This is a genomic window from Vibrio sp. TRT 17S01 (genome assembly GCF_050113695.1).
GTDB lineage: Bacteria > Pseudomonadota > Gammaproteobacteria > Enterobacterales > Vibrionaceae > Vibrio.
The window spans coordinates 25,478-46,238 of the sequence record NZ_JBNJOG010000008.1 but is presented as its reverse complement, the minus strand read 5'-3'; the positions used below and the strand labels follow the sequence as shown (position 1 = coordinate 46,238).

The 20,761-nt window shown below is 44.6% G+C and carries 11 protein-coding genes; 5 read left to right on the top strand and 6 right to left on the bottom strand.

What is annotated here, in order from left to right; all coding sequences use genetic code 11:
- Positions 1–218: 218 nt before the first annotated feature.
- Positions 219–2,294, bottom strand: a complete 2,076-nt coding sequence (locus ACQEXS_RS13685) for a TonB-dependent receptor (protein ID WP_427014201.1) — start codon at positions 2,292–2,294, stop codon at positions 219–221.
- Between the two features lie 186 nt (positions 2,295–2,480).
- Between ACQEXS_RS13685 and fes the strand changes: the two genes are divergently transcribed.
- Genes fes through ACQEXS_RS13670 form a run of 3 tightly spaced genes read left to right on the top strand, consistent with a single transcriptional unit; the run spans position 2,481 to position 12,534 of the window.
- Positions 2,481–3,800 (top strand): enterochelin esterase, encoded by a 1,320-nt coding sequence (gene fes / locus ACQEXS_RS13680; RefSeq protein WP_427014200.1) that lies wholly within the window; start codon positions 2,481–2,483, stop codon positions 3,798–3,800.
- 23 nt (positions 3,801–3,823) lie between these two features.
- Positions 3,824–4,018 (top strand): MbtH family protein, encoded by a 195-nt coding sequence (locus ACQEXS_RS13675; protein ID WP_334224893.1) that lies wholly within the window; start codon positions 3,824–3,826, stop codon positions 4,016–4,018.
- Between the two features lie 53 nt (positions 4,019–4,071).
- The gene (locus tag ACQEXS_RS13670; protein WP_427014199.1) at positions 4,072–12,534 is read left to right on the top strand and encodes an amino acid adenylation domain-containing protein; all 8,463 of its coding nucleotides are present in this window, start codon (positions 4,072–4,074) and stop codon (positions 12,532–12,534) included.
- Between the two features lie 79 nt (positions 12,535–12,613).
- Here ACQEXS_RS13670 and ACQEXS_RS13665 read toward each other — a convergent pair whose 3' ends face one another.
- The 3 genes from ACQEXS_RS13665 to ACQEXS_RS13655 are packed head-to-tail and all read right to left on the bottom strand — an operon-like array spanning position 12,614 to position 15,556.
- Entirely contained in the window at positions 12,614–13,435 is an 822-nt protein-coding gene (locus ACQEXS_RS13665; protein ID WP_367989987.1) for an ABC transporter ATP-binding protein, read from the bottom strand.
- Between the two features lies 1 nt (position 13,436).
- The gene (fepG, locus tag ACQEXS_RS13660) at positions 13,437–14,477 is read right to left on the bottom strand and encodes an iron-enterobactin ABC transporter permease (protein ID WP_427014198.1); all 1,041 of its coding nucleotides are present in this window, start codon (positions 14,475–14,477) and stop codon (positions 13,437–13,439) included.
- Positions 14,477–15,556: an iron chelate uptake ABC transporter family permease subunit gene (locus tag ACQEXS_RS13655; protein WP_367989985.1), complete on the bottom strand. Its 1,080-nt coding sequence runs from the start codon at positions 15,554–15,556 to the stop codon at positions 14,477–14,479. The genes fepG and ACQEXS_RS13655 overlap by 1 nt, the downstream gene beginning before the upstream one ends.
- Before the next feature lie 128 nt (positions 15,557–15,684).
- Here ACQEXS_RS13655 and entS point away from each other — a divergent pair, with 128 nt between their 5' ends.
- Positions 15,685–16,968 (top strand): enterobactin transporter EntS, encoded by a 1,284-nt coding sequence (gene entS / locus ACQEXS_RS13650; RefSeq protein ID WP_367990752.1) that lies wholly within the window; start codon positions 15,685–15,687, stop codon positions 16,966–16,968.
- Positions 16,969–16,999: 31 nt separating this feature from the next.
- Here the strand turns inward: entS and fepB are convergent, their stop codons facing one another.
- The gene (gene fepB / locus ACQEXS_RS13645; protein WP_367989984.1) at positions 17,000–18,001 is read right to left on the bottom strand and encodes a Fe2+-enterobactin ABC transporter substrate-binding protein; all 1,002 of its coding nucleotides are present in this window, start codon (positions 17,999–18,001) and stop codon (positions 17,000–17,002) included.
- Between the two features lie 216 nt (positions 18,002–18,217).
- Between fepB and ACQEXS_RS13640 the strand changes: the two genes are divergently transcribed.
- A complete protein-coding gene (locus tag ACQEXS_RS13640) occupies positions 18,218–19,099 on the top strand; it encodes an isochorismatase family protein (RefSeq protein ID WP_427014197.1) in 882 nt (293 codons plus the stop codon).
- A 42-nt stretch (positions 19,100–19,141) separates the two neighbouring features.
- Here ACQEXS_RS13640 and ACQEXS_RS13635 read toward each other — a convergent pair whose 3' ends face one another.
- Positions 19,142–20,761, bottom strand: coding sequence for a (2,3-dihydroxybenzoyl)adenylate synthase (locus tag ACQEXS_RS13635; RefSeq protein WP_427014196.1), 1,620 nt, complete (start codon positions 20,759–20,761; stop codon positions 19,142–19,144).

Sequence of the window (20,761 nt, the reverse complement as noted above, 5' to 3'; positions counted from 1 at the left end):
GTCATAGGTCTGTCCATTATAATTATCAGAACTGTCAATTATTAGATAGAAGACGAACAATTGACTCGCTATAAACGAAAGTTTGGACTCGCGATATGTCCTTAGTTACGCCAAGGTTTATTAGGTTTGTCTTAAATTTGGTATTAATGAAAACTTAAAACTGAAGTTAGTAAAGGTTCAGAGAGAAGGAAAGGACTCCAGCGGAGCCCTTTGTGTTGTTAGAATTGATAATCAGCCACAAGGCCGAAGGTACGAGGTCCGCCCATTTCGATAAGATCATTCTTATGACGAAGAACGTAATCTTCATCTGTTGCATTCTTAATGTAAGCTCGAATGGTGAGATCATCCATGGCATAACCTGCATTAAGATTCAATATGGTGTAGTCACCTGCTGATGTACTTCGGGTATTGGCGAGATCTGTAAAGTAATCCGTTACGTGATTAACACGAGCACCAAAGAAAATGCCCGAATCTAGCTGCTGGGTAAAACCAAGACCTGCCGACACTTCAGGTGCATAGCTGAACTCATTCCCATTTAAGTTTTCAACGGTACCGCTTGGCCCTTCGGTGATTTCAGTTTTTAACAAGCCTACAAATGCGAATACGTCCAAACCTGAGTCAAACCAGTAATTGGTTTCAACTTCAGTACCGTATGTTTTTCCTTTAGGGATGTTTGCGATGTAATTGTCGAAACGATTTCCACTGTCACCAAACACGACCGTTTGATAGTTTTCATAGTCGTTGTAGAAGACATTTGCAGTTAAACCAAGTTTATTTTCAAGGAAAGTTGAACGGGAACTTAGCTCATAAGTCCAGACTTCTTCCTGCTCAAACACAAAGACCTGTTGTTGGTACTCGTTGTACCCAAGTCCGCCAGCGTTGTATCCTTTACGAGCAGTAAGTCCAAGCATTGAATTGTCTGATACATTTAACGTTACACCGACTTTTGGCAGCAAAATACCGTTACTTTCATCGGCATTGAAATCGAGTGGGAACCTTGCGTGGTCAAAATCACGCTTCAGCTCATCTTTTTCGTAACGAGCACCAAGTAGCAAGCCCCAACGGTTGTTGAGCTGGACTTTTGAATCGAAGTAAATTGAGTTGGTCAGAACTTTATCTTTACGCTTCATCGAGTCTGTTTGCGTATCCTGATCTTTGTAAAAACTACTTACCCCGACAATGGCATTGTATTTGTCATCTAACGAGTTATAAGACAGCTTTGCTTCTGCGGTGTAGTTTTTTTCATCAACATCACCCCACCAATCCGTACGTGGATAAGCTTTGAATTTCGTATTGTAGTCTCGGCGCGCAAGCAATACATCAAGGGTTAATTCATCATTGATCAAGTAATTTACGTCAAAATTTGCATTCCAACTTTCGGTGGTTTGACGTCGAGTACCGTTTTCATCGATATATTCAAACTTGCCTTTTTCAGAAACCAGATTTGTATATTGACCTTCTTCATTACGGCTCGCCAATGTCAGTTTTAGCGTAAGCTTATCGTTAGACATCGGTTTGAATAACAGCTTGCCTCTCACATTATGAGATTCAACTTCAGAAGGGTCCCATGGATATTGGTCATTATTGGGCAGCGAGTAATCAATTGGTGTATTACCCTTTGTGCCCTCAGCGGCTAATCGAAATGCGAGCTTTTCAGACACGATTGGGGCAGAAACAACACCCGCTAAATGATATTTGCCATCTTCGTTTTCATAGCCACCACGAACTTTACTTTCAAAGTGGAACGTTGGATCTTTGGTTTTGATGACCACCGCGCCGCCAATACTATTTCGGCCTTGGTTGGTTGATTGAGGGCCTTTATAAATCTCTACTTGTTCTGTATCCCACAATCCGGCTTTACCAAAGGCCTCACCAGTCCATGACTCTGACACGCCATCAACAGTTGTATTCACCCTTGGCGTCGCTCCTGTCATGAAGGAAAGGAAGCCTTCACCAGGTCCACGACCATCTACACCTCGAATATGTGGAATACCAGATGGGGCATTCAGTACATTCGGGACGCGATCGAGTAGATCGTAGTATGTTTGATCTTCGCCATTGTCTGCTTCATCAGTAAAAACGGTGACTGAGCTTGTGTTCTCAGCAAGTGTGCCACCGAGTTTCTCACCAAGTACCACAATGGTTTCTTGGCCTTTCTTAGTGTTGCTGTTGTCCACTTCCTCAGCTGAAAGAGTGGTGCTGGCTCCAAGGCAAATTACACCAATGAGCATGGCAAGTTTAGTTTTGCCAGTATTAGTGATGGTGATGCCACTGTTTAAATCCATGGGCTTCATGACCTGAGTATTCCTTAATAAAAAAAAGAAGAAAACATTTGATGTTGTAACAACATTTATGTAAAAAGTGTTGCGGTAATAATACTAATGATAATTATTATTATTTACAACAATAATGATATAAGTTTGTGCTACCTCATTACTAGAAGATATGCATGAAGTTTCGACGTACAAGTTGGATTTGTGATGGATATAAAGGCTTATCGAACAATAGAAAATAAGAATATCAATAGTGTTTTAAGTGGTTTGCTTGAAGCTAATGAAGAAGTAGGAGCTCCATGTTGGTGGGAGAAGGTGCAGACAAAAGGAACACCTTTTATCCTTTCCCAAGATAATACAAGCGCTGAGCTGCTATTTCTTTGGCGAAACACGGATGACAGTGTTGAAGAAATATACATTGATATCAACGGTATTACTGATCATCACAGCTTTGATATGGAAAGGCTTACCCATGTTAAAGGAACGGATGTTTGGTTTTATAAGACAAGGGTAAACAGTACGTGGCGGGGGAGCTACGCGTTTATTCCAGTAACACATGAACGCGTCCAACCAGCGTACCAAGGAACATACCAAGAGAAACGCACCAAGCATCGGGAGTGGTTGAGAACCATTTTTCCTCTTAGTGTTCGCGATGATTTAAGTAAAAACAATTTGTCAGCCTGCGAATGGGGACGTTCGAAAACGCCGCTATCTATGCCAAAGGCAGTATCGCAAAGTGCTTGGTCAAGGTTCGATACAAAAAATGGCGATGTTCAGGCACGAGCGAACATGCAGCTGACTTGGACGAGCCAGTGTTTAAGTAATGAGCGCCATGTTTGGTTGTATTCGACAGCCAGCACTGACCAAATAGCTGAACTGCCGTTGGTTTTGATCTTAGATGGTCAATTTTGGTCTCAATCCATGCCTTTGTTTAGTGCGCTGACCGATGCGACGAGCAGCGGTCAACTTCCACCTGCCTTGTATGTCTTCATTGATGAAATCAATGGAGCGCTGCGTAGCGAAGAGCTCAGTTGCAACCCTTTGTTTTGGCAGGCTATCACTCAAGAACTACTGCCGTTGGTTGGTCGTTATTTCCCAATTACTAATGACGCAAATCGTACGGCTGTTGTTGGGCAAAGCCTTGGTGGTTTAAGTGCGATGTATGCCGGATTGAACCATCCGGATCGTTTTGGTGCGGTTGTTTGTCAATCGGGTTCATTTTGGTGGCCTGATTTTTCGTTAGTGAAGCCACCTAGTGAATATTCTCCCTTCCAAACAGGCGAACCTTTAACTCAAATGAGTCAATTAGTTCATTCAGGCCTTGGTTCTAACGTAAAGCTAAGTGTGTTTATGGAGGTTGGATTAGGAGAGGACGTTATGGTGGACTTGAGCCAAGACCTATACCAGCAACTTAAGAAACAAAACCATCGGTTATCGTTTCGCACCTTTGATGGTGGGCATGAACGCCTGTGTTGGCGCGGAGGCCTCATTGATGGGTTGTCGTATGTTTTTAATTTTGAATCCTGATTTTTCTATTATTGGAGTTAACTATGTCTGAGAAATACATTAATCCTTTTGACGAACCTGAAAACCAGTTCTTTGTGCTGATTAATCACAACAATCAATATAGCTTATGGCCTGAATTCAAAGGGATCCCTTCTGGCTGGAAAAGCACATTTGGTCCGTCATTAAAGCAAGACTGCATTGATTATATCGAAGCGAATTGGCATGACATTCGTGTGTAAAAAACAAACAAATAGCCACAACGATAATAATTAAATTTTTAAGGAATACACCAATGCACACTCAACAAGTGCAAGATAATTTATGGCCCCTATTGGGCACACAACAAGGAATTTGGTTCGCTCAGCAAGTGATGCCAAACCCTGAAGAATTCAACGTCGCACATTATGTAGAAATCGAAGGTCAAGTTGATACGTCGATTTTTAGGCAGGCAGTGGCAAAAGGGCTTAACACTGCAGATTCATTACATTGTCGTTATGTAGAAGTCGAAGGCGTGATCAAACAGCAATTTCAAGCAGGAAAGGCTTTAGAAGAGGTGCTGGAGGTTTTCGATTTTTCCCATTTAGAGCAGCCAAAAAATGCTGCATTGGAATGGATGGAAAAAGATCTACAAACGGCCATCGATATTCAAGGCAATGAAAGACGCTACCGTCACTGCCTAATTCAAATTGGCTCCAAGCAAACACCAAAGTGGCTTTGGTACCAGCGTTATCACCATATTGATGTTGATGGATTCAGTTTTAACGCAATTAGCCAAAATATCACCCGTCACTACAATCACATGACACTCGGAACGTCCGAGCCTGAAGGTTTTACACCAATGGCCAAGGTAGTCGCGGAACATGGTCAATTTACCGAATCAGAGCAATACGACAAAGCACGATATTTTTGGAAGGAGGCCGGAAGTTTGTTGCCCGCTCCGCCTTCTTTAACCACTGGCGGAACCGATAAGGCACGTTTTGGTGTTGTTAAGCAGCACATTAGCCTTCGTGGTGGCGATTGGCTACATGCCCAAGGCAATAATGTACTACCCTCAGAGCTCTCAATGGCTCTTGTGTTTGCGTATTTACATTTACACAGCGGTAATGATGACGTCTGCGTCGGCTTCCCATTTATGCGCCGAATGGGCAGTTCGGCAATGAGTGCGTCTGGTGCGGTTGTGAATGTACTACCTTTGGCATTTTCTGTTGATAAAACAATGAGTATTACTGATGTCGCTCGGGTGATGAATAAAGCCATCAGACAAGCTCGTCGTTACCAAATGTATGATGCAGAGCAAATCTCGCGTGATTTAGGCAAAGTAGGGCAACCCTTGTACGGCCCAATGCTCAACTTCAAGCCATTTGAAGATGAACTGCATGTTGGTAGCATTAAATCGAAAACGCATATCTTATCTGCAGGTCCGATCGATGATATTGAGTTTTCTCCTGCATTAAGTAACAGCAAGCTTGAGATTGAGCTCACTGCCAATGCGCAAAAGTACAATACGCAATCATTAGCGATTCATGCTGATCGATTTGCCAACATGGTGGAGCAAATCGCGCAAAACCCATCCATTACACTTGCTGAGATTGCACTTATTCCTCAAAGTGAGCAGCAAAGTATCGCTGATTGGTCTGTTGGCAATCGATGGCGAGATCCGCATCAAGATAAATCTGTTCTTGATGTTTTTGAACGCAATGCTGCACAAAAACCAGATGAAACTGCGCTCGTTTATAAGCAACAAAAATGGAGCTTTCAGTCACTGCGTGAAGCCATTGAGCAGCGCGCTACTCAGTTGCATACTTTGGGTATCAAGCCAAAGCATGTCGTAGGCGTGGCATTGCCTCGAAGTCCTGAAACCGTGGTTACTATGCTGGCTATCATGCGCTGTGGTGGGGCTTACTTGCCAATAGATCTTGATTATCCCCAAGAGCGTATAGAGACGATCCTTGAACAGGCTCAACCTCAAACAGTTATTGTTGAAGATAAAGAAAACCTATCATGGGGGGAATTAGCAAACTGTACAACACTTGCTGAATTAACCGCTCAACAGATTTCAACCCCAGAACTGATTGATATTTCCAAGCATGATGTCGCCTATATCGTATTTACCTCAGGCTCAACAGGTAAGCCGAAAGGGGTTATGAACACGCATGGTGCGTTACTTAATTTACTTCATTCTCATCAAAACTCTATCTTTGCGAAAGCGATATCAAGCCTAGCGAGAAATCGTTCGACTGAGCCGGAAAAGATTACGGTCAGGGCCTCACATACGACTTCATTCTCATTTGATGCATCTTGGGAACAAGTCATTTGGATGTTATGCGGTCACACGCTTTACCTTTATGATGATGAACAGCGCAAAGATGCCTATGAATTAGTTGAATGTGTAGCAAACGACCACATCGATGCAATGGATTTACCCCCATCGCTGTTTAATCAGATGCTTGATAGCGGGCTTATGGAGCAGGTTTATACACCGACTCTGGTTCTCATCGGTAGTGAAGCGGTACCAGAAAAACTGTGGGAGCGTGTGGGGAATTACCCTCAACTGTTGGTAGAAAACTTCTATGGTCCAACAGAATTTACCGTAGATGCCGTGAGTGCTCCTCTAAATGCAGATACCACTCCTGTAATTGGCCGTCCGATACTCAACGCTAAAGCCTATGTTTTGAACTATGCATTGCAAGAAGTGCCTGTCGGCGTGGCCGGTGAGTTATACCTTGCAGGTGCAGGGCTGGCGAAAGGCTATTTGAATCAACCGGGAATGACAGCAGATCGATTTGTTGCCAATCCATTTGAGCACGGTCAGATCATGTACCGTACGGGTGATTTAGTAAAATGGCGTGAGAATGGGCAGTTAGACTTTATTGGTCGAACGGATGATCAGGTCAAAATTCGTGGTTTCCGTATCGAACTTGGTGACGTAGAAAGCGCAATCAACAATATCCCGGATGTGGATTCATCAGTGGTGATTGCAGAACGTTTTGGAGATTCACACCGTTTAATTGCGTATTGCACGTTAGTCAGCCATGCGAAGGGGCTTATCTCTGAGCAGCAGTTACTCGATGAAATGAGTCAGGCATTACCAGAATACATGGTTCCGGCAGGTTTGATGATCCTTGACGCGTTCACGCTAAACGTCAACGGGAAAATCGATAGAAAGTCATTACCAAACATTGATCTTACCAATCGCGAAGAAGTGATCGCTCCGGTTACAGCAGAAGAAGTTGCTCTATGTAGTGCCATTGCAGAATTGCTTGGTGTTGCTGATGTTGGTATTTCAGATGATTTCTTTAACCTCGGTGGGGATAGTATCTCCGCAATGGGGCTTGGCACCATTTTGCGTAAAGTTGGCTTCGAACTCCGCCCCAAAGAAATCTTTGCCGCCCGTAGAGTTGGTGATATGGCGAAAGTGATGAAGCCACTAAACCAGCAAGAGCATGTGGCGCAAGAAGGGCAAATAAAGCCGTTGCCAATGTGGCAATGGTTTGAAGATACCTTCTCGGAGGACACCAGCTATGTTCAAAGTGCCTTTGTCGAAATCGAAACTGATGTCACGTTGAGTGCGCTACAACGAGCGCTGGTGAAACTGGTATCGATGAATTCGGTGTGTCGCTTGATAAAGAAAGAATCGCAATATTATATCGAATCGATAGATCAACTTGATGTCGCATCGTGGGTGGAGCATCTAACAGTCGACGAGCTAAAACATGCCGATATTGATGCCATATTTGATCAGTATGGTAAGACAATGAGCTTGGCTAATGGTCAGCTACTACGGTTAGTGATGCTAAGTGATAGTAAAGGGCAATGTGGCCTGATGATCTTAGCCCATCACCTGTTGATTGATGGTGTCTCTTGGCGTGTGTTGTTGCCTCAGCTTAAATCACTAACTCGCGCGGAAGTTTCCGGTCATGACATCGTCATTCCAAATGAAGTCACGGGTATCAATACGTGGTCTGATGCGCTGCACAATTATTTGGATGTCGCGGCTCAACAAATGGCGGATTGGCGAGCACGAGAAAGTCGTCCTGTCATGCCGTTCAAACCTGCGCAAGAGGATTGCCGAGTTAAGCATTGCCGAAATAAACTGGCAGCCGCTACCACAGAGCGTGTGCTTGAGTTCGGTCAACTGTCAGAGTCGATTGATATTGAAGAGATCTTACTTTCATCCGTAAGTGCAGCCATTGCTAATGTGTTTGGCAACGAGGCGATTAAATTCAATCTTGAATCTCATGGGCGGGAAGAGTTTGACTCGTCCATCAACCTAAGCCAAACCATGGGTTGGTTTACCACAGAGTATCCTTTGGTTGTGGCGTTGCCGGAATCAGGGACAACGGTTGACTTGCTGCGTGAGGTAAAGCAAGCCAAACGGAGTATCAAGGATAAAGGGTTGGGGTATATGGCCTTGCTCCATCTTGATAATCCGCATCGTAACGAGTTAAAAGGACTAGCAAGTCGTTATAACTCGTCGGTACTCTTTAACTATTTGGGCCGATTTGAGCAATCGTCAGAGAAATGGTTGCCGCAAAGTCGATCTGGAAAATTTGCTGATACCTTTGCTGTTCTGTTAGACAGTGAACAAGCACTACAGCACGATCTCGAACTGAATATTTTTGTCGATGAAAATACAGCCGCGCCCGCATTTGCATTGAACTGGTCATGGAACGAATTTCAGTTTAGCCAAAATGAAATCGATATTATTAGTGACAAAATTGAAGAGAATCTGAATTCTATTGCCGATTGGCTTTCTTCGAGAACAATGTTGGCTGAAGAGCTAAAAGTGCCAGCAGAATTGACGATTGCCGGTATTTCATTGCCACAAGCTTCAAGTCTTGAAAAGCGATATGGGGAGCTTGCAGATGTGCTTCCGGCCTTGCCTTTACAAGAAGGATTGTTATTCCAGTCACAACTGGGTGATGAGAACAGTAATTACAATTCAACAACGCGATTAACCTTTGACGGTGAGATCAATATTGAACATGTTAAGTGTGCTCTTAATGTGGTGATAAGCCGTCATCCTCAATTAAAGGCTAAGTTTGATAGCGATATGCTGGGTAAAACCGTTCAGCTTATTCCTAAGGAGCTCGGTGAGTGGCCAATCGAAAGTCATAGCATTACTTCGATGGAAGAAAGCGAACAGCAAGCGTATCTGACTCGTTTTGAGAAAAGTGAACTGACGCGCCAGTTTGATCTCAGCAACCCTGAACAATCACTATTAAATGCGAGTGTGATTTATCATGGTGATAACCAAAGTACTTTGTACATCTCAGCTCATCACTTGGTGGTTGATGGTTGGTCGACGCCGATTTTGTTGAGAGATTTCCTAACGGCATATGCGAGTGGTGTTGATGTCTTAACGCCGATTAGCGCAAGTTATGCCAGCGTTGTTGAGCAGCTTACAGGAAGAGATAAAAAAGCCGCTCAGCAACGATGGGTGGATGTGTTACAGGGCGTGAATCCAGCCATTGCATTTGAAGATATCCCCGTCACAGATAAGCTCAACGAGCTCGAACTGTTTATCCCAGAAGGCAAGACTCGAGCGATCAATCAGCTACTTCGCCACTATGGCCTTACCATGAACTCATTAATGCAAGGTGTTTGGTCGAGCATTCTTGGCAGCATGATGGGTAGAGAAGATGTAGTGTTTGGTACGCCGATATCAGGCCGCTTTGGTCATGTGGAAGGGATTGATGAACATATTGGTTTGTTCAGCAATACCATTCCGGTAAGGATGAAACTCAAACCAGATCTAAGTTTGCTTGAGCAGCTAAAAGCGCATCAAGAAATTCAGATTCAATTACTAGAGCATGATGAGCTTGGTTTGGGTGAAATTCAGCAATTGGCCGGCGGCGAAACGCTATTTGATACGCTGCTGGTGGTTGAGAACTATCCAGATCATTCAGATTGGTTTAACAAAGACTATGCTGGAGCACAGCTGTGCGATATTCATAACCGTGGCTACACTCATTACCCATTAACGATCTTAGTGTTACCCGGTGAGCAGATCCATATTCTGTTTGAATACCGTGATACAGCGGGTGTCGCTGAGCAAGTAATGCAGCGCTTTGAACAAGTGCTAGATGCGATTATCGCGTCACCAGAGGTAAGCTTGACCCAGTTAGATTTACGTCTTGCTGATGAAGTTGAGTTGCAGCAGCGTGTCAACCAGACCAAAGTTGCGTTACCAGAGCAAACCTTGCGTTCGTTGATGGCACAACAAGCTGAGAAAACGCCCGAAAAACTTGCTTTGATTGATGAAGAACGAAGTTTCACTTATCGCGAAATGAGAGGGCAGGTAAAAGCGATAGCGGAGTTACTTTGGCAGTACAATGTGAGTGTTGGCGATATTGTTGCCGTTGCTTTGCCAAGAAGCACGAAGTTAAGTCTTGCGTTCAATAGTATTATTGAATGTGGGGCCGCTTACTTACCGCTTGATGTGGGTTATCCAGATGAAAGGTTGGCGTACATGGTCAATGATGCGAAACCTAAGCTGATCATCACGACATCTGAGCACCAAGCGCGCTTTTCTGCATTCGGAGAGTTGCTGATTTTGGATGACCTTCCTGAGCCAGTGGCTTCCACGCTGACTGAAGAGAAGGATGGACTTGCGCCTTATCATGGGGCCTACATCATCTATACCTCTGGTTCGACAGGGAATCCGAAAGGCGTGTTAGTTTCGCATCAGGCTATCGTAAACCGTCTGAAATGGATGCAGCATGAATACACGCTCAATGCGCAAGATGTGGTCTTGCAAAAAACGCCATGCAGTTTTGATGTTTCCGTCTGGGAGTTCTTCTGGCCGCTGATTGAAGGTGCGAGCTTGGTCATGGCACCACCGGAATCGCATAAAGATCCGGAATGGTTAATGCAGATCATCAATGACTACAAAGTGACAACCATGCACTTTGTACCTTCTATGCTTGCTGCGTTTATGGCATCGATAGAAAACAGTCATGAACAAGGTGAGCGTGTCGCTCGAAGCTTGCAGCGTGTTTTCTGTTCTGGTGAGGCATTATCGAAAGAACTGTCTAATCAATATGCACGCTGGATAGAGGCGCCATTACACAACTTATATGGTCCAACTGAGGCGGCGGTTGATGTAACGTATTGTCCGGCTTTTGGTTCTGCTTTAGCTGAAAGCTTAGGGACGAGTGTGCCGATCGGTTTACCAGTATGGAATACGCAGGTGTATGTGCTAGATAGCTTCCTGAGAGAAACGCCAGTGGGTGTCCCCGGTGAGTTGTATCTAGCTGGTGATCAATTGGCTATCGGCTACTTGAACCGCAGTGGATTAACAGCCGACAGGTTTATTGCGAATCCGTTCTCGAGTGGGGAGCGTATGTACCGTACCGGGGATGTTGTTCGTTGGCTGCCCTCAGGAAAAATCGAATACCTTGGTCGAAGTGATGATCAATTAAAAATTCGTGGTCAACGGATTGAACTGGGAGAAATCGAAACGGCACTTCAATCGCTTGCAGGTGTTAAGCAGGCCCTTGTCTGTGCAAAATCCTTGAGTAATGAAAAGGCTATGGCGGGTGCGGATGATCGCCAACTTGTGGGTTATGTGATCCTCAATGATGATGTCGAAACAGAGAGCGAAACTCTGCGCAACAAACTGGCAGAGCATTTACCAGCGCACATGGTTCCTGTTGCCATTATCTTGATGGAAGAATACCCGTTAAGTGCCAACGGCAAACTTGATCGCAAAGCATTGCCCCTCCCGAGTGACGTTGTCACTGGTTCTGGGCGGACAGCACGACCAGGGATGGAAACGCAACTTGTGAGCATATTTGCTGACGTGTTAGGGCTGGATACTCTGTCTGCAGAAGATGATTTCTTTGCCTTAGGTGGTCACTCATTAATGGCAATGAAGTTAGCAGCAGATATTCGTCGAATTCTTAATGTTCCTGTGACCATTGGTCAAATCATGGTGAATCCAACACCCGAGAAACTGACGGCATTATTATTAGACGATGAAGCGCTAAACGATCCAACTCTTGCTGGCTTTGGTGAAGTCTTGCCAATAAGAGCGGGATCTGGTCCTGCGCTCTTCTGCATCAATTCCGCCTCTGGTTTCGCGTGGCAATATACAGGTTTACCTAAATATCTGGATGGTCATTATCCAGTATTTGGTCTGCAATCACCACGTCCAAATGGTGCCATCTCTGCGGGGCGAGACATGGAAGATGCTTGTGATATTCATATGAAAGCATTGAAGCAATTACAGCCTGAAGGACCATACCATTTACTAGGCTATTCCTTTGGTGGAACAGTAGCTCAGGCATTGGCATCTAAACTGCAACGTCAAGGTGAAGAAGTTGCATTCCTAGGCTTGCTAGATACCTATCCACCTGAAGGTCAAGATTGGGAAGGGCCAATGAATGAAGAGGCGCAAGACGAGATCGAAAGAGAAAAGGATTTGTTCTTAGCAGCAAATGACATTACAGATGATGAATTGGACAAGCAACGTATGGCGATGTTTAAAGATATAACATCGAACTATGAAGATGCTGTTCGGCTATTATCTAGTGCAAAATCATCACTTTATGATGGTGAGGTGAATTTGTTTGTGGCTGAACGTACCTTACCGGAGGGGTATGACATTGATGCGCATTGGAAGCCATTTATTACCAGCTTACACAAGCATTATTTTGAGTGTTCACACGAAGATATTATCGCGCCTGAAAACGTTGGTGATGTTGGGGAACAGCTAAATACGTTGCTTAGTGGGCTCCCAAGCTTGAAATAACAAAAATAAAACCGGCGAAATCGCCGGTTTTTTATTGGTGTAAATTCTTTATGTGAAACGCATGATATCGCCAGAAACGCTAATCGACTCTAGAATCTCGAGGAATGATCATTGGCGTCTTGGTGAGAGGGTCGGGCATTACTAAACAACGTAACCCATATACGTGTTGGATCAGTGTTTCTGTGATCACCGTATTGGGTGTTCCTTCTGCAACGACTTGCCCTGAATTCATCACGATTAAGTGATCAGCGTAACGACATGCATGATTGAGATCGTGCAGCACCGCAACGATGGTTGAACTGTTTTGCCGATTCAGTTTTCTGAATAGATCCAATAATTCGATTTGATGTGCAATGTCTAAATAAGTTGTCGGTTCATCTAACAACAAATAAGGTGTTTTTTGCGCTAAAACCATAGCAACCCAAACACGTTGCCGCTGCCCTCCGGATAATGCTTCAACGTTTTGGCCTAGTAATGGCTCAACCTGAGTTGCCTCTATCGCTTGTTGTACGGCCTGTTCGTCAGCTTGTGTCCAGCGTTTCAAAAATGATTGATGAGGGAAGCGCCCTCGACATATGAGATCGTGAACAGTTAAGCCAGATGGCGCAATTGCAGATTGGGGCAGTAGTCCCAGCTGCTTTGCCAGTTCTTGACGAGGAAAGTGGCAGAGATTTTTGCCATCTAACAAAACAGATCCAGATTTGGGCATGAGCAGATTGCTTAATCCGCGTAGTAATGTTGATTTACCGCAGCCGTTTGGTCCTAAGATGACAGTGAATTTATTGTCTGGAATGCCAACTGACAAAGATTGAGATATGACGTTATCTTGGTAGGCGAGTGTGACTTGTTCCGCCTGCAATCGATAGCGCGAGTTTATTTTATGTTGTGTTGCGTTAGTCAAATTATGATCTCTCTGATTGGCGAATAAGCAAATACAGCAAGTAGATACCTCCAATACTTATGGTTATTACGCCGACGGGTAATTGGTTTGGTGCAAATAAATTAACGGCGGTGAAATCGGATAGCGTGAGTAACATCGCTCCCATCAATGCAGAGGCCATCAGTCCCACCGAGCCATCTCTGGTTAGCTTTCTAGCAAGTTGTGGAGCGACTAAAGCGATGAATGAAATCGGGCCGGTAGCGGCGGTGACTGCTGCTGTCAAAATGACGCCAGATAACATCGCCAGCCGCCGAGTACGCTCACCACTTACGCCAAGCATTGCGGCATTGTCATCACCCATTTCTAAAATGTTTAACTTTCTGACAAGTGCTGCAGATATGACAAAAGCGACAGTAATAAAAACAAACGATGGCAAAATTTTACTCCATCCCAGTCCATTCAATGTTCCAGCACCCCATATGGCGGCTGTCATCGCTGTCTCCAACTTGCTTGTGAGCATCAGCCAGCTATTAAAAGCGCTTAACATGGCGCTGATGCCAATACCAATGATGATTAATCTAAATCCTTGGATTCCTTGTTTGTATGCCAGCAGGTATACAGCCGTTGCTGCAATTAAGCCGCCTGCGATTGCACCAAATGCAACCTCAAAATAGCTTCCTCCAAATACAATGATGACGACTAGTGCACCTGTGTATGCGCCAGTGTTAAAGCCAATAATGTCGGGGCTTCCTAATGGATTACGGATGAGTGATTGAAAAAGTGCACCACTGACTCCGAGCGCTGCGCCAAAAACAAGCGATGCAAATAACCTCGGCAGTCGCCATTCAAGAATCACAATTGAAGTGAATTGTTCAGCGGTGCCGAACGCTACCTCAACAAGATCGGTCAGGCTTGTTCTTAGCTCTCCTTGAGACAGAGCGAAGGTGGCAATGATTGTTGTGGCTATCGTAAGCAAAATGCACCAAGCGACAGTTCGTTTGGATAATAGAAAATTGAAACGACCACTTTTGCGGCCAAGTAGGTAAGTACCTGATGGTTGCATTAGAGTTTACCAAAGGAGTTCAGTTTACGAGCGAGGTAGATTAGGACTGGAGCCCCGACAAATGCTGTCACAATTGAGACTCTGACTTCATTGACAGCGATAACACGGCCAATGATATCGGCGCTAATCAAAAGGAGAGGACCAAGAACCATTGCATAAAGCGTCAACCAGCGTTGGCTTGAAGAAGCCAGCTTTCGAGCTACGTGTGGGATCATCAAGCCAACAAAGCCAATTGGACCAGCAAGCGCTGTGGCACTGCCACATAAAATAGCGATCACTAGCAGGGCTAAAGCTTGCGTCTGTTTGACATTCGTCCCCAGTCCTTGCGCAACATCTTCACCAAGGGCTAAGTTATCCAACCCTGGTGCAATCAATAACGCGACTATCAATGCAAATGTAATGGGAGCGATGGCCGTAAAAGTCAAAGAGAGGTTTCTGATATCTAATGAGCCAGCGTCCCAGAAACGCATTTCGTCAAAGGCTTGAGGGTTTAAGAGTGTCACTGATGACGACACCCCCGCAAGAAGAGCACCTAGAGCCACACCTGCAAGTGTAATTTTTAATGGATTCACTCGGGCTTCTTTATATGTTCCTATGAAATAGACAAATAAACTTGTGGCGAGAGCACCGATAAAAGCGAACCACAGGTGTTCACTCATCAAATGGTTACCGAAAATTGCGACACCAATAAGCACGAAAAAGCTGCTACCAGCATTCACACCGAGGATGCCGGGATCTGCAAGGGGATTTCGTGTCAAAGATTGTATTAAGGCACCTGCCACAGCTAACGCCGCTCCGACTAGCAGTCCAACGAGGGTTCGTGGGACTCTTGCTTCGAGGATTATTTGGCTTGCTGTTGATGTTACTGTGCCTCGCAAGCTTTCAAACACAATGCTTGGCGATATACTTTTGGCACCGATCACCAAGCTTAAGATGCATGTGAACAGCAGTAGAGCACATAAAGAAAATAACGTTAAAGAGTGGCGATAAGTACGTTTTTTACGGGAGTCTGGCGTTTGGGGGAGTGCCGTTTTACTTGGTAAGAGAGAAGAGATTAAAGGCAACTTATGAACACTCATAAATACAATTGTAAATAATTATCATTGCCATTATTGTAACTTGATGCGTAGAATGTTCAAGCAATAAGCATCCTCTTTCATCGTGTTGATTTCACGACTCACAATATTTGACGTAAGAAATAATGAAAATGCCCAAAATTATGCTGGATTTCAGCTTACTTAAAGAAAACCCGAATTTTAGAATGGTATTTATTGCAAGGATGATGTCGATTCTTGCTCTTGGCATGATGACCGTCGCTGTACCAATACAGATACATCAAATGACTGGCTCAACCCTTCAAGTCGGAATGATCATGGCATTAGATGGCATCGGCATGTTTGTCGGGTTGCTCATCGGGGGCGTTTTGGCAGATAAATACGACCGACGCAAACTCATTCTATTCGCCAGAACAACGTGTGGCATTGGATTTGGGGCGTTAGCCTTAAACAGCCTATTGGCGGAATCTTCCTTGGTTGCACTTTATGTACTTTCTGTGTGGGATGGCTTTTTTGGCGCGATGGGAATGACGGCCTTGATGGCTTCGTTGCCTGTTATTGTTGGACGAGAGAATTTGCCCTCAGCGGCGGCACTTAGCATGCTTACTGTTCGCATGGGAATGGTTTTGTCACCAGCGATTGGTGGGTTGCTCATCTCGTTTGGTGACGTCAGCTGGAACTACCTTGCTGCTTCAATTGGCACCTTGTGCACCTTATTCCCGTTGTTCAGACTTCCTTCCATGAAACCGAGTCATGACGCACCAGAAAATCCGTTGTTGTCATTGTATGAAGGCGTAAAGTTTCTCTTTTCGAACAAGGTTGTGGGGTGTGTGGTTGTTTTTGGTACCTTAGAAACACTCGCAACAGCGGTTAGAGTTATGTTTCCCGCGTTGGCTCTTGAAACATTTACCGGAAATGCAGCGAATGCTGGTTTGATGTACTCAGCGATCCCATTAGGCGCAATGGTCGGTGCATTAACGTCAGGCTGGGTAAAGCAATCTCAACGGCCGGGAATGGTTATGATCTACGCAACCATGGGAACATTTTTAGCCATTGTGGCCATGGGATTGGCAGGAAACTACTGGTTATTCCTTGGTATATTGGTGATATACGGATACTTAGGTTCTGTGGCTTCGCTTATTCAATATTCTATTGTCCAAGGACATACCCCAGATCACTTATTAGGCCGTGTAAGCAGTTTATGGACAGCGCAAGACGTAACTGGAGACTCAATGGGTGCTATTGGATTAGGTGCTTTAGGTAAGGTTATGGCGCCAGCAATGTCGATATTTTCATTTGGATTGGGGGCGACAGGGATAGGGATGTTAATGGTTATTCTGTTCCGCCCGCTGCGCCGAGCAAAGCTATTTGATCCTGCTTTGGCTCCGCCACCAGAGCCAACCGGTTCAGCAAAAGAAGCCACAGCGACAAGTTAGAATAAACCGCCCTATATGGGCGGTTTGTTTTCTATTGAGTAGTGAATAGTGTTTCAATGTTCTCAAGTAAATTCATGGAGCTGTAATAATCAAGTCTAAATGAGTCATTACCCATTGCGTAAACATGGTGATCTCGAACCGCTTTCAAATGGGCGATGAACTTATTTTCTCGTAATTGCTGAATCACAGGTGTTTCTGCGGCGAATAAAAGTATGGATTGACCTGTTATCGCATCGGCAAAGTTCTCACCATTGACTGGAACAATGTCTTTTCGTCGTCCCATTTGATGATTGTCTGTGAGTGGTTCTGGGATCTCACTTAACTCAAACCCTAAGGCTTGCAAAACTTTTCCTTGGGCGGAGTTTACTGTCCAAAAATTAGCACCACGACCATCGCCATAATACACCATGGCAGTAGTTGGTTGAGGTGGCAGTTTAATGCGCTCTTTGACTTCGACAACCCTATGATTGAAGCGTTGAATTGCGTTTTCCGCTTGCGTTTCCCGATCAGTAAATGATGCTAATAGTCGGGCAAGCTCTTGCCAGCTTTTATCGTCATAATTAATAACCAGAGTCGGAGCGATAGCTGAGAACTGGTCATACATTTTTATTGCAGAGTCACCACCCGTTGCGGACACAATAATCAAATCTGGTCGTTCTTTGGCGACGGCTTCTGCATTAGCTAGGCCTTGATACAGTGGTTTAACGTTTCTTTCATTGGCAACGGAGCGCCATTGATAAAAATACCCGTCTTTATCTGCGACAGGACTGTTGGAAAGCGTCCCACCCGAAGCAATCACTGGAGCATCAATAGCCAAAAGCGTTCCTGTGATCGAAACACTGGTGGAAACAATTCGCTTGGGTGGCGATGTCAGTGTGATGTCACCATAGCTTGACGTTATTTTCTTTGGCCAACCGTCTGAAACAGTTAATGGCTTAGACTGCTGGTCTGAAATTGCAGCATCATTGCATGCCGACAATAAGGTCAGAAAAAGCAGCCCTATAAAAATTCTCGCATAGTGGTGTCTCATCATCAGTTCCCGTGGTTAATTGCTCTATAACGAACGCATATGACTTCATTTTTGGTAGAAGGTAGCTACTTTATTGCGAACTACTATCATTATCAATTGATTTTGTCTTTGCTGCTGCTTACTATTGGTTAAATGATAATTGTTACCATTTGTTTCTTTGTTCATAAACAACGTCAACCAATTCCTATATAGGAAATAACTTACTAAGGATTATAAAAAATGGCGATTCCCAAGATTGCTGGCTACGAAATACCAGAAGTTGATACTTTCCCTGATAACAAAGTCAACTGGAGTATTGAGCCGGACAAAGCGGTGTTATTGGTTCACGACATGCAGGAATACTTTATTAACTTCTTTGATAAGGCCAAGCAACCTATCCCACACTTACTTCGCAATGTACAAAATATCGCACAGGCAGCCCGTCATGCGAATATCCCCGTGGTTTATACGGCGCAACCTGCGAATCAAGATCCTAAGGAACGTGCTTTACTAACGGATTTCTGGGGAACTGGGCTCACGCAAGAAACAGAAATCATTGCAGAAGTTGCCCCCGAACAAGGTGATATTCAGTATAAAAAATGGCGCTACAGCGCGTTTAAGAAGACGCCTCTATTAGATTGGATGATAGAAACGGGGCGTGACCAACTGATTATTGTCGGGGTTTACGGTCATATCGGTATTTTGTCCACTGCGCTAGATGCATTTATGCTAGACATTAAGCCCTTCATTGTCGGGGATGCGATTGCAGACTTTTCTTTGGAAGATCACCAGTACGCGTTGAAATACGTTGCAGGCAGAGCGGGTTGCATTAAATCAATGTCGCAGGTTATCAATGAAATAGCACAGGGTGGGCAACTGAAGTCAGAGCTGAGCCTAGCTTCCATGCGCGTTGATGTCGCAGAGATTCTAGATATGGATCTTGAAGAAGTTGATGTTGATGAGAACCTAATGTTTTTAGGCCTAGACTCCATAAGAGCCATGACGTTATTTGAAGCTTGGAGAAAGCAAGGCATTGATATTGCCTTTTCGGACATCATGCAAAAAACCACCTTAAGAGAATGGTGGCAAATGATTGAATCGAATTTGGAAGTTGCCGCTTAGAGCTAAAGTAAAAACCGATTTCTGATGAAATCGGTTTTTTTATTATGAAGAGAATTGTTCTCTTAGCACTTTCTTGTTTATTTTGCCCACCGGAGTTTTAGGTAAGGCTTCAGCAAAATGGATTTGGTCAGGAATCTTGAATTGAGCAAGTCCTTGACTGTGCAAGAAGCGTTTTAGTTCAACAGGCTTTGGTTTCTGGTTGTTTTCAGGAACAATAATCGCACAGCTGCGCTCGCCCAGAAACTCATCAGGTATGGCGACTAAAGCGACATCATGTACGTTGTCATGTTGAAGTATCAGATTTTCTACTTCTTCTGCGGCGATTTTTTCTCCGCCTCGGTTGATTTGGTCTTTATCACGTCCAGTAACAATGATGTTGCCGTCAGAGGTTAACCGAACGAGATCTCCCGTGGCGTAAAATCGTTCTGCGTTAAATGAACGTTGATTGTGTTCTTTGGCGCGGAAATAACCTTGGATCGTATATGGGCCTCGGGTTAATAGTGCACCTTCTTCACCAACAGGGACGGGTTTGCCTTCGTCATCAACCACGAGCACTTCATCGTCTGGCGACATTGGCCGCCCTTGTGTTTTTACGATGACATCAATCGGGTCATTTAAACGTGTATAGTTGACCAAACCTTCCGCCATTCCAAAGACTTGTTGTAATTGGCAGTTTAGCTTACTAGGTAGCTCTCTGGCTGCGGTTTCACTGAACTTGGCGCCGCCAACTTGCACAAATATAAGACTAGAAATATCGTCACAGGCAGTCTCTGCATGTTTCATCCAAAGTAACGCGAGTGGTGGTACAAGAGCGGAGACGGTGATCCTATGTTGTTCTATCAGCTTGAACGCATTTTGTGGTGAGCTATCTTGTGCCAGTACCACACAGCCCCCAGCAAAGAAAACGCCTAATGCACCCGGGGAACTTAATGGGAAGTTATGTGCTGCTGGCAATACGCACAGATAGCGTGTTTGTTCACTGAAGTCACAGATTGCATTACTTGCGATAACGCTATATGCATAGTCATTGTGTGTTCTTGGGATCAGCTTTGGAGTGCCTGTAGTGCCACCAGACAGCTGGAAGAAAGCGACATGGTCAGCATTGCTGTTTTGAGCAATACCTTGTGCATCATAAAGCGTGCTTAATTCGGTAATTTGAGAATCTACCGATTGGTCTGTATGAATGAGGTATGACAATGACGCACATTCATCCTGCAAAGTTAAGGCCGTCTTTTGGGCATCAAAACCCGGCGTGTCATCCGAGAAAATATACGCTTTTGCTTGGGCGTGACGACAGAAATAGCTGAGCTCAAGAGTTCGGTGGGCCGGCAGTGCAACAACTGGCTTTATCCCTTGCATAGTCAGAGCAAAGAAGCAGATATAAAACTCCGCTCGATTGCTGATTTGCATGACAACATTGTCACCCGATTTCAGGCCTAATGTAATGAATCCTGCAGCGAGCTGGGTGACTTTGTCATGCAACTGTTGATAGGTGTATGAGCATTCACCACTGATGATGGCTAAAGCATCTGGATGAGTCTTAACCGAGTCCAGTAAATGGTCGAATAATGTTTTATCTTGCCAATATCCCTTTGCTCGATAGTACTGAGCGGACTCTTTTGGCCATGGTGTAAAATCTAACGTGTGCTGTGTGTTCGTCAT

Excerpts from the sequence above, each read along its gene's own strand:
- ACQEXS_RS13685 (WP_427014201.1), bottom strand. The coding sequence starts at position 2,294 with ATGAAGCCCATGGATTTAAACAGTGGCATCACCATCACTAATACTGGC.
- fes (WP_427014200.1), top strand. The coding sequence starts at position 2,481 with ATGGATATAAAGGCTTATCGAACAATAGAAAATAAGAATATCAATAGT.
- ACQEXS_RS13675 (WP_334224893.1), top strand. The coding sequence starts at position 3,824 with ATGTCTGAGAAATACATTAATCCTTTTGACGAACCTGAAAACCAGTTC.
- ACQEXS_RS13670 (WP_427014199.1), top strand. The coding sequence starts at position 4,072 with ATGCACACTCAACAAGTGCAAGATAATTTATGGCCCCTATTGGGCACA.
- fepG (WP_427014198.1), bottom strand. The coding sequence starts at position 14,477 with ATGCAACCATCAGGTACTTACCTACTTGGCCGCAAAAGTGGTCGTTTC.
- ACQEXS_RS13655 (WP_367989985.1), bottom strand. The coding sequence starts at position 15,556 with ATGAGTGTTCATAAGTTGCCTTTAATCTCTTCTCTCTTACCAAGTAAA.
- entS (WP_367990752.1), top strand. The coding sequence starts at position 15,685 with ATGCCCAAAATTATGCTGGATTTCAGCTTACTTAAAGAAAACCCGAAT.
- fepB (WP_367989984.1), bottom strand. The coding sequence starts at position 18,001 with ATGATGAGACACCACTATGCGAGAATTTTTATAGGGCTGCTTTTTCTG.
- ACQEXS_RS13640 (WP_427014197.1), top strand. The coding sequence starts at position 18,218 with ATGGCGATTCCCAAGATTGCTGGCTACGAAATACCAGAAGTTGATACT.
- ACQEXS_RS13635 (WP_427014196.1), bottom strand. The coding sequence starts at position 20,761 with ATGACGAACACACAGCACACGTTAGATTTTACACCATGGCCAAAAGAG.